The organism is Sorangium sp. So ce131 (assembly GCF_051519095.1).
Lineage (GTDB): Bacteria > Myxococcota_A > Polyangia > Polyangiales > Polyangiaceae > Sorangium.
In genome coordinates this window covers 5,506,575-5,520,641 of sequence record NZ_CP150455.1, presented here as the reverse complement: position 1 = coordinate 5,520,641, position 14,067 = coordinate 5,506,575, and the positions used below count along the sequence as shown (strand labels likewise).

Sequence of the window (14,067 nt, the reverse complement as noted above, 5' to 3'; positions counted from 1 at the left end):
CAGATCGCACGACGCCGTGGTACGCCGACTTACATGAGCCTGGAGGGCGGATCGATGCATGGATGGGCGGACCTGGAGAATGGCGCGGCGGCGCGGAGGCGCGGAGCGCCGGGACGGCGGGGGGCCGTCGCGGCAGGGTTTGCGCTGGTGCTGTCGCTCGGGGCGTGCAACCCGTCGCCTCGCATCGAGGACCCGACGTCGCCGGATCACTCGTTCGTGTTCGGCCATATCGACCTCGAAGAGCTGCCGACCGAGATCGACTACGTCATCCTGCGAGGCTGGGAGGGCGGCGAGGTGACCGAGTTCATCCGGTTGCGGCTCGACGGGGGCACCTTCTACGCGGAGTACGTGCCGCGGGGCACCTACTTCGTGAGCCAGCTCGGGAGCAGTCACGGGTTCATGAGGACCACCATGGGCACCTACGCGCTGCCGCCGGAGGCCAGCCCCATCTGGGTCGTGGTGGATCGACCAGGCATCTATTACATGGGCTCCTGGCGCTACCACCCCGGCGAGGCCAACGTGTTTTCGCCCTCCGAGTTCTCGCTGGAGCCCGTGTCGCGCCCGGCGCCGGGCGAGCTCCTGCAGGCGCTCCTGCCCCACGCAGAGGGCACCGCGTGGGAGACCCGCCTGCGATCCGCGCTCGCTACGCCGCCGCCGCCGGCGCTCCGCGCGAACCCGACGTCCGGCGGACCGGCCGCGCGCTCCCACGGGGCGCCCTGAGCGCCACGACGGCAGCGTGCGTGCAGGCTCGTCGGCGGACGTCATGCATTCACGCCGGCGAGGTCAGCGGGACCCACGCGGCCTCATCCGTGCGAGCACGAAGCTCGGCGGCAGCTACCGGCCGAGGCGGTTACGGCGGAACGCCCCCCTGGCTACCCCCTGGGTTTCGGGTGGACCCGGCGTTCTGCAACGCTGCAACGGCTCGGGAAGGAGGTTCCCGGGAGGACGGGATCGAGCGTATGCTCGCGTCGCGCACGGCCTTCGGCCGACGCTCGCCGGTGCGAGCTGCACGGCCGTTCGACGGCGGCAAAGCGAGGGAGCATGCGAAGGCCGAACATGGATCCGAACCCAGCGGTCTCGATCCGACGGCATGGCGGGGGAGCGGGTCGTCGCACCGCTGCGGTGGTGCTCGTGATGGTGCTGATCGCCATCACGGGCGCGTGCTTCCAGGGCGGGATCGCCTGCGGTGGCGGGTTCTGCCCGATCGGGTACCTCTGTGTCGAGGACCTGAACGGCAACCCTGCGTGCATCGTGCCCGCCAGGATCAACACGTGCGGGAACGGGGTCACGGAGGACGGCGAGGGCTGCGACGACGGAAACCAGACAGACGGCGACGGCTGCAGCGCCGATTGCCGCTCCGACGAGCGCTGCGGCAACGGCATCGTCGATATCGAGGAGACATGCGACTGCGGGTCCGGAACGGTTCAGCCCACACTGGAGGAGTGTGGCGGTCAGCAGAACGCGGAGCGCGCGGGGCATTGCAGAGACGACTGCGAGCTGCATTGCGGAGACGGAGAGATCGCGACGGACGAGAGATGCGACACCAACGCGCTTGTCACCACGTCCTGCGCGGACCTGAGCTACGATTTTGGACGGCCCGGGTGCAAGAGCACCTGCGATGACCTGTCCGCGGATGCGTGTAAGACCTGGAACTGGAGTCTCCAGGAGCCCGGCGCAGGGTTGTCCCTGAACAGCGTGTGGGGGAGCGGGCCGGACAATGTCTTCGCCGTCGGCGACGCCGGCATGATCATGCATTACGACGGGCAGGGCTGGCAGCCGATGCGCTCACCGACGTCGATATCGCTCTATGGCGTCTGGGGGAGCGGACCGAGCGACGTGTTTGCCGTCGGCCAGAAAGGCACCATCCTGCACTACGACGGGCAGCACTGGCAGATGTTCGAGACGAGAACGCAAACGTGGCTCTATGATGTCTGGGGAGCCGGCCAGGACGATGTCTTTGCCGTCGGCCAAGACGGCGATATCTTGCACTACGACGGACAGCGCTGGCGGCCGATGGACTCGCCGAGGTCGATGTGGCTCACCAGCGTATGGGGAAGCGGCTCTGAGGATGTCTTCGCCGTCGGCTATGACGGCGTTATCCTGCACTACGATGAACAGGGATGGAAGGTGATGGAATCAGCCGGATCATCCCTGTATGGCGTGCGGGGGACAGACGCAGAGGACGTGTTTGCCGTCGGAAACTTCGGCACGATCGTCCACTACGACGGGCGGCGCTGGCGATCGATGGGATCGCCAGCGCCTACAGGCTTGAGGAGCGTGTGGGGCAGCGGACCGGACGACATCTTCGCTGTCGGTCTGACAGGCACCATCCTGCACCACGACGGACAGCGCTGGCGACCGATAGAAGCAAATACGTCAACGTCATTCTATGACATCTGGGGGAGCGGACCGAGCGACGTTTTTGCCGTAGGAGACTCCGGCACGATCGTGCACTTCGACGGACAGAGCTGGCAGCGGATGGACTCGGACATACGGGAAGATCTCGACGGCGTATGGGGAGACGACCTGGACGACGTCTTCGCTGTCGGCGACAAGGGGACGATCGTCCGCTACGACGGACAGATCTGGCAGCAGATGGATTCGCCGACGGAGTCAAACCTCCACGACGTATGGGGAGAAGACCCGAGCAATGTCTTCGCTGTCGGTAGCTCCCTGGAGGACCGCAGCACGATCGTGTACTACGACGGACAGAGCTGGGAGCAGATGACCGTGCCCACATCGCTGTCGCTCCGCGGCGTCTGGGGGAGCGCCAGGAACGACGTCTTCGCCGTCGGCGAAGCCGGAACGATCGTTCGCTACGACGGACAGCGCTGGCGGCAGATGGATTCGCACACACCGTCGGCGCTTCGTGGCGTCTGGGGGAGCGCCGGGGACAACGTCTTCGCCGTCGGTGATGACGGCGCGATCGTGCGCTACGATGGACAGCGCTGGCAGCCGATGGATTCGCACACATCGGCGCGGCTCAGGGGCGTGTGGGGGAGCGACCCGGACGACGTCTACGCCGTCGGCGACGCCGGCACGATCGTGCGCTACGACGGACAGCGCTGGCAGCTGGTCGATTCGAACACATCGGCGCTGCTTCACACAGTGTGGGGAAGAGGACCCAAGGAACTCTTCGCCGTCGGCCTGGGAGGCACGCTCCTGCGTTACGACGGCATCTCCTGGCTGAAGCTCAACTCGACGACGCAATCTCCGCTCAACGACATATGGGGCGATGGCAGATCCACCTTCGTCGTCGGGGGCGGCGGCGCCATCTACCGCCACATCGGACCGCCGCCGACGCCGTAGCGGCGCAGCCGCAGGTTCAGAGACAGCACCGGCGCCTCGGCAGGATGCGCTCCACGGAGCGGGCTCCGCGCGAGCCTCGACCGCGGAGCCGCTTCCGCGGCCTGACCAGGCCCGCCGCCCACCTCCGTGGAGCGCGCGCTACTCTAGCGTCTCGCCGATCTTTCCCACCGTCCGCTCGATCAGCTGCTCCTGCTCGCGCCGGCTCCGCAGCGCGGCCTCCGCCGCCGCCTTCGCCTTCCGCTCCTCGTCAGTGGCCTTGACCTCGGCCTGGCGCGCGTCGACCTCGGACCGCTGCGCCGCGTCCCGCGCCGCCCTCGCCTCGCCCGCCGCCACACGCGCCCGCTCGGCCTCGGCCTCGGCCCGATCCCTGGCCTCCTCCGCCTCGCGCTGCATGTGCTCGGCCCGCCGCCGCTGCGCCTCGCTGTCCTGCCGCGCCGTCTCCGCCGCGCTCCGCTGCGCCTCCTCGCTTGCGAGCGCCGCCTTCAGCGTCTCCTCCGTCCGCCGGATCGCGTCGAGCTGCGCCGTGATCACCCGGTTCTGGCGGGTCACCTTCACGATTCCCGCCCCCGCCGCGACGACGAGCAGCGACAGCGCCGCGATGACCCCGGAGACGAGGCGGCGCCTCCGGCGCTGCAGCTGATCGGCGAGCCGGAGCACCGCCTCCAGGAAAAGCCGCTCCCGGTCAGGCAGCGCTCCCCGGTACCGCTCGCGGAAGCCGCGCGCCTCCTCGGCCACCTTGCCGCGCCAGAGCGTGTCCGCGGCGCGACCGCTCGCGTCCCACAGCCGCGCCGCTGCGCGCAGCCGGTCCAGGAACGCCGCGTCTTCCTGGCTCTCGTCGAGCCAGCGCTTGAGCGTCGGCCACCGCTCGATCAGCGACTCGTGCACGAGCTCCACCGTGCTGCCCACGCGGTCGCTCCCCGTCTCGATCGCCAGGAGCCGCCCGTCGGCGAGCAGCCCCACCACCCGCTCGATCTCCCCCGGATCGCCGGGCAGCTCGCAGAGCTCGCCCAGGCTGGCCACGGCCCGCGTCCGCTCCGGCGTCACCAGGCGCTGCAGGACCGCCCGCGAGAGCCTCGCCTGGCGCTCGCTCATCCCGGCCAGCAGCGTGTCGGCGTGGCTGGCCAGCGCGCCGGCCACGCCGCCGAGCGCCTCGTAGCTCGCCCGCGTGAGCAGCCGGCGCCCCCGATCGCGCATCTCCCACAGCCTGGCCGCGGTGAACTGGAGCAGCGGCAACGCGCCGCGCGTCGTCTCCAGCGCGTCGAGGATGCCCTCGACCATCGCCGGATCCTCGACCTCGTGCCGCGCCGCCTCGATCGGCCGCGTCAGCGCCTCGCGCAGCCCCTCGCGCCCCATCGGCCGGAGGAACACGAGGCCGCGGATCATCGCCGCCATGAATTGCTCGTGCTCGGCCATCCGCTCGAGGAAGTCCGACCGCACCGACAGGACGACCCGCAGCGGCGAGGAGGCGTCATCGGCGATCCCCTCGAGGCACGCGAGGAACGCCGCGCGCTCGCCGGCCGGGGCGCCGAGCGTGAAGAGCTCCTCGAACTGGTCGACGAACAGCAAGAGGCGCCTGCGCGCGCGGCCCGCCCACCCGCGGAGCGCGGCGCCGAGCAAGCCGGGCTCGGCGCGCAGCCGCGGGGCGACGTCCGCCCGCGTCGCCGCGTCGCCGTGCGCGGCGAGCGCCGGCAGGTCGGCGCTCAGCGTCACGGCGGGGTTGCCGAAGAGGTCCGCGAGCGCCGCCAACGGCTCGCGCCCGGGGCGGAGAACGAGCGCCTCCCAGCCCTCCCCGGAGCGCTTGAGCGCCGGGATCACCCCGGCCCGCACGAGCGACGACTTTCCCGCGCCGGACGCCCCCGCGATCGCGAGCAGCGGCTGGCTCCGGAGGCGCGCGACCACGCCCGCGAGGTCCTGCGCCCGGCCGAAGAAGCGGTCGGCGTCGGCCTCCTGGAACGACGACAGGCCGGCGAACGGGCTCTCGTCCGCGCCGAGGAAGATCTCCCGGCGCCCGGGCAGGAGGGGCACGAGCTCGGCCAGGAGCTCCTGCGCGGAGGCGAACCGCTCGGCCTTGCTCTTCCTGAGGCAGCGATCGATGATCGCGCCGAGCGCCCCGACCTCCGGGTGGCGCGCGGCGACGTCGGAGATCGGCTCGTCGAGGACCGGCACCCGGAGCAGGTCCATCCTGCTGCACGGCGCGAGCGGGTGCGCGCCGAGCACGAGCTCGTGGAGCATGATGCCCACCGCCCAGACGTCGCTGGGCGGACCGATGCCCACGCCTCTCCACTGCTCGGGCGACATGTACGGCAGCGTGCCGATGATCGCTCCGTCGCGGGTCAGGCGCGTGTCCCCGTCGACAGCGCCCTCGGCCGAGAGCAACACCTCCTCCTCGATCAGCTTGGCGATGCCGAAATCGACCACCTTGATCGCGCCCGACGCGCCCAGCATGATGTTCTCCGGCTTGAGATCGCGGTGCACGATGCCGGACGCGTGCGCGCCCGCGAGGGCGCGCACGACCGGGACCATCATGTCGACCGCGAGGCCGGGCGGCACCTTCGCGGTCGACACCTCCTCGCCGGCGTCCACGGGCCTGCGCTGGATCATCCAGTCGCGGAGGGTCTGACCCTCGATGTGCTCGAGCACCATGTACGGGAACCCGTCGTGCTCGTTCACCTCGTGAATCGTCACGATGTGCTCGTGCTTGCAGCGCGCGGTGGCCTGCGCTTCGACCAGGAAGCGCTGCACCCCGGCGCTGCTCAGCCTGGTGAGGAGCTTGATCGCGACGAGGCGAGCGAGCCGGGTGTCGCGCGCCAGGAAGACCACGCCCATGCCGCCCTGGCCGAGCTCGCGCAGGAGCTCGTAATGGCCGATGCGGGCGCCGGCTGAAGGCGGCGGCCTGGCCTGCGACAGCAACGACGGCGGCGGGTCGGCGGCCGCGGTCACCACGGTCGTCGCGTGGCGCTTCGCCTCGCGGGCGCCCGCGGTCACGCCGCCGGCCGTGGGCATCCCCCTGCGGGACAGCGCGGCGCTGGGGGCCGCCTCGTCGGCAAGCGCCGTGTTCGCGTAGGCTGTGTCCTCCTGCATCTCGCTGCTCATCGCTGGGCGCCTCGCGCGATCATGCCAGGCCGCGCAGACAATCGATCGATCGCTTTCCCGGTGGCGAGCGTGGCGGACATCTCCCCCTCCTTCCTTGCAAGACAGTGCGATCAGCGACATCGCATCGGGCAAGACGACGACCGCAAGCGCGAAGCGGAGAGCATAGCCGTTCCAGTGCGCGCCCGTACATCACTTCACACGCGGCCGAGCCAGTCCGCTCTCCCGGCTTGCGGGCGCTGCGTGGACCGCCGGACCCCGAGCGGCCCAGGCATCCAACGGGGCGCCTGGCGCGGCTACTTTACAGGAGGACACGCTGAGGCGTAACCTTGTCTGGGACGCGTGCTCGCGCGGGGTGGTCACGACGCGTGCTCGACGTGCCAGGCGAACCGGACGCGCGATCGACGGATGCGCGATCGAGGTTACAAGCGACTTGTAGGAGAGGCACTCGGCTTGTCATGACGACGCTCCGCGAACGCTCCGCTCGAGCCGCCCTCTCGACGGCGCGGCTCCTCGTGCCCATCGCGCTCGTTGCCGTGTGCGCCGCGCCCGCGCGAGCCCAGACGCCTCCGTCACCGACACCGCCTGGAGCGGCGTCGACGTCGCGTGGAGCGTCGGAGGCTCCGTCCTCGCCCTCGACGCCTGCGCCCTCCTCGGAGCCGCCCACGTCGGCGGCGCCGGCGGAGCCGTCCTCGGCCCCGCCGGCCACCCCCGAGGCGTTGTCACCCCCGGCGGCGACGCGACCATGGCACCAAGGCGTCTCCGGGGAGCGAAAACAGAGGGCACAGGCGCTCTTCGCCGAGGCCCGGGAGCTGCATCGGCGCATGATGCTCGCGGAGGCGCGGGCGAAGTACGAGGAGGCGCTGGCTTCCTGGGAGCACCCCGAGCTCCGGTTTTATCTGGGACGAGTGTTGAAGAGCATCGGGCGGCCGCTCCTGGCCCACGAGAACCTGCGCCTCGCCATGCGCTGGGGCCCCGGCTCGCTCAAGCCCGAGGACGAACAGGCGGCGCGCGCGGCGATGCGAGCGCTCGTGGAGCAGGAGCTCGCCGCCATCGAGATCCGCTGCGACGAGCCGGGCGCCGTCGTGCTGCTCGACGGCAAACCCTGGTTCGTCGGCCCCGCCGCCGAGCGCCGGATGGTCACGCCCGGAGAACATGTCCTCGTTGCGAGAAAGCAGGGCCACTTCACGGTCATCAAGCCCATCGTCGTGCTCGCCGGCAAAGAGGCCTCTGGCAAGCTCGCCCTGAGCGTCGATGCCGTCGTCACCAGGCAGCGGTGGCCTGGATGGGTCCCCTGGACCACGGTCGGGGCCGGCGCGGCCTTGGGCCTCGCGGGCGGCGGGCTCATGTGGCACGCCGGCACGCGCCACCGGGATGCCGATCAGGGCCTCCAGGGCGCCTGCGCCACGTCCTGCGACCCGCTGCCCCACGACGAGTACGCTGGCAGCGTCCTCGAGAGCCGGCTGGCGATCGGCGCGTTCATCGCCGGCGGAGCGACGTTGGCGGCAGGGGCAGCCCTGCTCTTCATGAACAAGCCACAGTCCTACCGGACGGAGGATCGCGGCGGCGTGCGGGTCGAGCTCCGGCCCGCCGCGTCGTTCGATGCAGCGAGCCTGTCGGCGCAGCTCGCGTTCTGATCCAGCGGGAAGGGCCGCGCAACACGCCATCAACACGGCATACTCGTTGTTCTGGCCAAGTGGGGCGAACCCAGCCTGGATCACGAAGGCGAGGCGCGGGCCCGCCTCTGCGGAACCGACCTGTACCACTCCACGCCCAGCGATCGGTCCCGCACGGACGGGCAACCGAGCGCCAGGGCTGCACCCGAGGATCCGAACTCATGAGCTCAATCTCGCATCGTTCGCGCGCTTTCCTCGTCATCGTCGCGCTCTCGGTCGCCCCGGCTTGCTCCGGCCCGGGGCTCGTTCCATCCACCGACCCATCCGAGTGCGGTCCGGGCAGCGAGCAGGAGGGGGGACACGATCCGGAGTGCGGCGGGAGCGACGAGCCCTCGCAAGCCTGTGCGTCGTTCGAGGGGACCGGATGTTACAGGCTGGATGACGTCGGCGGCGAAGACTGCTGGATTGCTACCGACGAGGCTCCCTCCATCGATGAATGCTTCGCCATGGACTCGTGCTACGGCGGCCTCGGCCAGTCCCGCGGCAGCTGCTACAAGTGGGCCGACGGCTCCGACGCCCCCCCGTACACCTGGCCGACAAGGCCGACGCAGGGCTCCGCGTGTGCCTCGCTCGAGGGGCTCGGCTGCTACTGGATGGAAACCGTCAGCGGCAGAGACTGCTGGGTAGCCGTAGCGTTCTCCAAAGAAAGTTGTCTTGCGAGGGACGAGTGCCGCGACGGTGGCGGCTGTTACAAGTGGTCCGACGGCTCCGACGGCGACCCGATACCTTGATTACGCTCGCGGCCCGCCCGGCGCTTGCGCGAGTCCTCGCGCACGATGCGCAGCGGGCGGGTCCGGACGCCCTGCGCATCGTGCGCGAGGACTCGCGCAAGCGCGCGCAACGGGAGAGGTAACCCCGCATTTTCGCGGCGTTTTCAGGGCGCCGGCATCAGGGTACACCGCTTGATAGGTGTCCGGTCGTCCTGCGACGCGACCCCGGCCGAGCGCAGGGGCGGCGGCCGGCCCACGCGCCGTCGCGATGGATTCACGCCTGCTTCCTACGAGGAGGGACACACATGACCATGATCGACCGACTTTCACCTCGCGGCGTCGCCCTGACGGCGGGCCTCATCGCGCTGAGCGCGCTCGGGCCGAGCGCCTGCGTCACGACGCCGACCGACGGAGCGGCCCTCGCCTCTCCCGTCGCCTCCACGACCATCCAGGGCTACTCGCTGACGGCGAGCGCGCCCGTGGTGGTGCAGGCGCTCAACTACAAGACGGGTCAGTGGGACACGATCGGCCAGGGCACCGCGAGCCCGACCGTGACCATCCCCCAGAACACGGCGGGCCAGAACCCGGCGCTCTACGCGTTCTCCGTCACGGCGAGCGTCGCGTCCGCGAGCGACCCGCGGACGTTCTGCCGCTGGATCAACTACGACTCGAGCTGCGATACGGCGACGATCGCCGACATCGGCGCGTGCGACTTCGCCAAGGTGCGCGTGCAGGTCGGCGGCTTCAACGCCCTGACCTTCTACAGCGACGGGAGCACGTGCGTTCAGCAGGAGATGGCGGCGGGCGCGAACGCCGTCAACGCAGCCATCTCATGCCAGTCGAACGAGTCGCCCGTGCTGACGCTGCGCTCGACGACGGACATCTGCATCCTCTGAACGAGGCGGCTCGGAGGGGGCGGCGGGCGGGAGGCGGTGGTGCCAGGCGGCACGCGCCGTGGGGTGGGTCCGCGCGGCGGGCTACTTCAGCTGGCAGACGTCGAGGACGTTCATGTCGGTGTAGTCGAGGTTCTCCCCGCCCATGGTCCAGATGAACCCGTAGTTCGAGGTGCCCACGCCCATGTGGATGGACCACGGCGGCGAGATCACCGCCTCGCCGTCGCCGACCACGAGGTGGCGCATGGCGTCGGGCTGGCCCATGAAGTGGAACACGCGGTTATCGCCCGGGAGGTCGAAGTAGAGGTAGATCTCCGAGCGACGGTCGTGCAGGTGCGGCGGCATCGTGTTCCAGACGCTGCCCGGCTTGAGGAAGGTCACGCCGAGCAGCAGCTGCGCCGACTGGCACACGCCCGGGATGATGTACTGGTAGATCGTCCGCTCGTTCGACTGCTCGCGCGTGCCGCGCTCCAGCGGGTTGGCCTGCTCGATGGAGATCTTCTGCACCGGGAACGCCGTGTGGGCCGGCAGGCTCGCCAGGTAGAACTTCGCCGGGGACGACCCGTCCACGCTGTCGAACGTCACGTCCGTCACGCCCATCGACACGTAGAGGCCGTCCCGGGGCTTCAGGTCGTAGGCCTTGCCGTCGACGGTCACGCGGCCGGCGCCGCCCACGTTGACGATCCCGAGCTCGCGGCGCTCCAGGAAGGGACGGCCCTTGGCGGCCTTGGGCTCGCTCTGGACCGGCAGCCTCAGCGTCTCCCGCGTGGGCGTCGCGCCGCCGATCACGAAGCGCTCGTTGTGGCTGTAGTTCAGGCTGACCTGGCCGGGGACGAACAGGCCCCGCACCAGGTAGCGGTCGCGCAGCGCCTGGTTGTCAGCGCTCTTCATCATGTCCGGGTGAGTGGCCTGGTAAGTCTTGTTGAACACGATCCGTCGCTCCGTCGTTGTGGGGAATGCGCTCAGGCGCCGTGGGCAAGCCCGGCAGGCCGGCTGCGATCCAGCCGGTAAGCCCGTCTCGGCAGGTTGTAAGTGAGATCGACCATGAGGTCTCTCGCGTCGTCCTCGTCCAGGCGGTGCTCGGCCACCAGGCGGGCGAGGAAGCCCGCGTCCACCCGGCGGGCCACGTCGTGGCGCGCCGGGATGGAGAGGAAGGCCCGCGTGTCGTCGTTGAACCCCACGGTGTTGTAGAACCCCGCGGTCTCCGTGGTCTGCTCGCGGAAGCGGCGCATGCCTTCGGGGCTGTCGTGGAACCACCAGGCCGGGCCCAGCTTCAGGATCGGGTAGTGACCCGCGAGCGGGGCGAGCTCGCGGGAATAGGCGCTCTCGTCCAGGGTGAAGAGGATGACGCAGAGATCGCGCTCGTTCCCGAGCCGGTCCAGGAGCGGCTTGAGCGCGCGCACGTACTCGGTGCGGGTCGGGATGTCCGCGCCCTTGTCGCGGCCGAAGCGGGCGTGCACCTCCGCGTTGTGGTTGCGGAACGAGCCCGGGTGGATCTGCATCACGAGGCCGTCGTCCAGGCTCATCTTCGCCATCTCCGTGAGCATCTGGGCGCGGAAGAGCTCGGCCTGCTCGGGCGTGGCCTTCCCGGAGAGGATCACCTGGTAGAGCGCCTCCGCCTCGGCGTCGCTCAGGTCCGCGGTCCGGGCGGTGGGGTGGCCGTGGTCGGTGGAGGTGGCGCCCGCGTCCTTGAACGCCGCGCGCCGGACGCGGTGGGCCCTCAGGTAACCGCGCCAGGTGGAGACGTCCTCGCGGGAGAGGGCGGCGAAGCGCTCCATGGCCTCGCCGAACCCCTCGTGCTCGACGTCCACCACCGGATCGGGGCGGTAGGCGGTGATCACCTGGCCTGCCCAACCGCTCTCGCGGATGGCCCGGTGGTGCCGGAGGTCGTCCGACGGGCTCTCGGTCGTGGCGAGCACCTCGAGTTTGAACCGATCGAAGAGCGCCCTCGGCCGGAACACGTCCGTCGCGAGCTGCGCGTTGATGGAGTCGAAGTAGAGGTCCGCGGTCTCGGGCGAGAGCGCCACGTCGAAGCCGAACACCTCGACGAAGACGTGGGTCAGCCACATCGCCGACGGCGTGCCGCGGAAGAGCTTCCAGCTCGCGGCGAAGGTGCGGAAGGCCTCGCGTGGATCGGCGTGCGAGGGGCCCGAGCGCGACGGCACGCCGAGGCGCGCGAGGGGGACGCCCTGCGAGTAGAGCATCCGGTAGAGGTAGTGGTCGGGGGCCAGCAGCAGCTCGGTGGCGTCGGGAAACGGCGCGTTGCCGGCGAACCACGCAGGATCGGTGTGGCCGTGCGGGCTGATGATCGGCAGTCCCCTCACCTCGGCGTAGAGGCGGCGCGCGATGGAGCGCACGGTCTTGTCGGCTGGGAACAGGCGATCTTCGTGCAGCGTCAGCGGCTTTGACATATCCTCATCTCGACGGCTCGACTCCGCGTCCTCCTGATGGCCCCATGCACGGGGTGATCCAGCGCTGCGCGGCGCGCCGGGTCGCCGGGGCGAGGCGCTCCGGGGATCTCGCCCGGTAGCAAATTTCTGCTGGTACCGGAGGAAGACCGCGGCGCGCTGTCAACCGTGACAAGCGCGGGTTGACGGCCGCGGTTGACAGCCCTCCCGGCGGCGGCGATGGCGCGGCTCGCGCGCTGGAGCGGTGAACGAGGCGGGGCGGAGATCCAAGCAGCACGCGCCGTGGGGTGGGTCCGCGCGGCGGGGACGGGCGGGCGGGCGCTCGCGTTTCGGCAAGACTGGGGCGGAGGGGCTCACGCAGAGACCACCGCCCGGCATGTCTCGCTTCGGGCCATGCTGACTGAGACCTTATGGTGCGCGCCACACAAGGCGCGCCTGAGGCGTCGAGCCCGCTGGGAGACTATGGCACCTCGCTCGGTGCTCTGGCGCGCCCGCCCGCCCGCCCCCGCCGCGCGGACCCACCCCACGGCGCTGGCGTTGGACTCCCGGGGGGGCTAGAGGGGGTGGCCGGCGATGGAGAACTGGTAGTCGTAAGGCAAGCCTGCGGCCGGGGTGGGCGACTGCGAGAGCTGCTTCCAGCCAAACGGCGGAGCGTCGTTGTCGGACCAGTAGTTGCGCTCGGGCTGCGCGCTGTCCTCGCACGCGGCGACACACATGGTGACGTCGCCTTCTCCCGTCATCCGGACGCCGAAGTAACCGAAGCGTTGATCATCGGTTAGACGGAGCGGCGGGTCGAGGGAAATGGCGACCTGCCGTTCTGCCATGGAAGACTCGGGCACCGCGATGCTCCAGACCGCCTCTGGCTCCTCGTCAGGCACCTCGGACCCGGACCTGAAGTACACCACCTCGTGCGCTATCCCCGAGCACGCCACGTAGCGGAGCTCCTCCACACGGAGGGGCGCCTGCACCTCGAACCGGCCCAGCGCGATCGCGCCGAGCTCATCGGGCCCGGGGGTGACGCTGCTGGGGACACATCCGCCCGAGGGCACGATCGACATCGTGACGAGGTCGCCATCGGGCCGATCATCACCCCCGGCGCCGCTGCCCCCCGCACCACCGCTGCCGTCGACGGGGAGACGGGGCGGGACGTCACTGCAGGCAATGAGGACGGAGCTCATCAGCATCGAGATCATCCAACGCATGCACATACCTCCTTGGTGAGGAGTAACCTGGGTTTCCTTATGGACATGGGCGGCGCCTGGAGCAACGCTGCAGCTCGCTCAAGCTGCAGTGAGCCACGGCGGCCGCACCACCAGCGCCGTGGACCGCTCCCGCGTCACCCTGAACCGCTCCAGCATCATCCCGCCCCGCACCGCGATCCCAGGAAAGCGCTCCACAAACGCGCCGAGGCGCTCCCGCGTCGCCCCGAACCGCTCCGCGCACGCGTCGGGCGCCCAAGGTCCCCGGGGCGTCGCCCGTCCGGAGCCCTGCTCGCCCGGGCCTCCCGCGCTGACCGTGGGCGCCTCGGCGCCGCGGGAACTCCGGCCTCGCTCCCATTTCCACCTGCCGATCGTGGGACCGCAGCTTGTCGCCGCGGCCCCGGCCCCTCGGCGTGGAGACTTGGCTCGGGGGCTTCCCCGAAGCGTCTGGCCGCACGTACGCTTGCCCGACGCGCAACGGCGGCCGGGGCGACCATCCGGGCCGCGATGCGGGGTCGCCGCACATGGAGGGAGCGAGACGATGATGCAGGCGTGGATGCAGAGACGGGACATGCAGCCGAACGGAAATCCCAAGCGCCGCCGGCGGGACGGCCGGGTGATCTGCAAGACAGTGGCGATGATGTTCGTGCCGGCGCTGCTCACCGTTACCGGTGCATGCCTCCAGGGCGGGGTCCCGTGCGGCGATGGCTTTTGCCCGGTCGACTACACGTGCGCCCCGGCTGACAATGGCGGACACCTATGTCTCGTCGCTGGGCCCTGCG

Annotated in this window: 9 protein-coding genes; 5 read left to right on the top strand and 4 right to left on the bottom strand. The window is 70.4% G+C overall.

The features are described 5' to 3' along the window. Positions 1 to 147 precede the first annotated feature (147 nt). Positions 148 to 720, top strand: coding sequence for a hypothetical protein (locus WMF43_RS19940; RefSeq protein ID WP_437682344.1), 573 nt, complete (start codon positions 148 to 150; stop codon positions 718 to 720). 414 nt (positions 721 to 1,134) lie between these two features. After that, positions 1,135 to 3,309 carry a glucosyltransferase-I gene (locus WMF43_RS19935; protein ID WP_437682343.1) on the top strand — a complete coding sequence of 725 codons (2,175 nt, stop codon included), beginning with the start codon at positions 1,135 to 1,137 and terminating at the stop codon, positions 3,307 to 3,309. Positions 3,310 to 3,447: 138 nt separating this feature from the next. On the opposite strand, the gene WMF43_RS19930 is transcribed toward WMF43_RS19935, so the two are convergent. After that, the gene (locus WMF43_RS19930) at positions 3,448 to 6,390 is read right to left on the bottom strand and encodes an nSTAND1 domain-containing NTPase (protein WP_437682341.1); all 2,943 of its coding nucleotides are present in this window, start codon (positions 6,388 to 6,390) and stop codon (positions 3,448 to 3,450) included. An 833-nt stretch (positions 6,391 to 7,223) separates the two neighbouring features. On the opposite strand from WMF43_RS19930, the gene WMF43_RS19925 reads away from it, so the two are divergent. The 3 genes from WMF43_RS19925 (at position 7,224) to WMF43_RS19915 (ending at position 9,681) form a co-directional block, all read left to right on the top strand. Next, the gene (locus WMF43_RS19925; RefSeq protein ID WP_437682339.1) at positions 7,224 to 8,036 is read left to right on the top strand and encodes a hypothetical protein; all 813 of its coding nucleotides are present in this window, start codon (positions 7,224 to 7,226) and stop codon (positions 8,034 to 8,036) included. A 200-nt stretch (positions 8,037 to 8,236) separates the two neighbouring features. Continuing rightward, positions 8,237 to 8,806 carry a hypothetical protein gene (locus tag WMF43_RS19920; RefSeq protein ID WP_437682337.1) on the top strand — a complete coding sequence of 190 codons (570 nt, stop codon included), beginning with the start codon at positions 8,237 to 8,239 and terminating at the stop codon, positions 8,804 to 8,806. A 284-nt stretch (positions 8,807 to 9,090) separates the two neighbouring features. After that, a complete protein-coding gene (locus WMF43_RS19915) occupies positions 9,091 to 9,681 on the top strand; it encodes a hypothetical protein (RefSeq protein ID WP_437682335.1) in 591 nt (196 codons plus the stop codon). 81 nt (positions 9,682 to 9,762) lie between these two features. Here WMF43_RS19915 and kduI read toward each other — a convergent pair whose 3' ends face one another. From kduI to WMF43_RS19900, 3 genes are all read right to left on the bottom strand, one after another. Then, entirely contained in the window at positions 9,763 to 10,608 is an 846-nt protein-coding gene (gene kduI / locus WMF43_RS19910) for a 5-dehydro-4-deoxy-D-glucuronate isomerase (RefSeq protein ID WP_437682334.1), read from the bottom strand. 32 nt (positions 10,609 to 10,640) lie between these two features. Further along, positions 10,641 to 12,089, bottom strand: coding sequence for a glucuronate isomerase (gene uxaC / locus WMF43_RS19905; protein WP_437682332.1), 1,449 nt, complete (start codon positions 12,087 to 12,089; stop codon positions 10,641 to 10,643). Positions 12,090 to 12,640: 551 nt separating this feature from the next. Beyond that, positions 12,641 to 13,288, bottom strand: a complete 648-nt coding sequence (locus tag WMF43_RS19900) for a hypothetical protein (protein WP_437682331.1) — start codon at positions 13,286 to 13,288, stop codon at positions 12,641 to 12,643. Positions 13,289 to 14,067 lie beyond the last annotated feature (779 nt).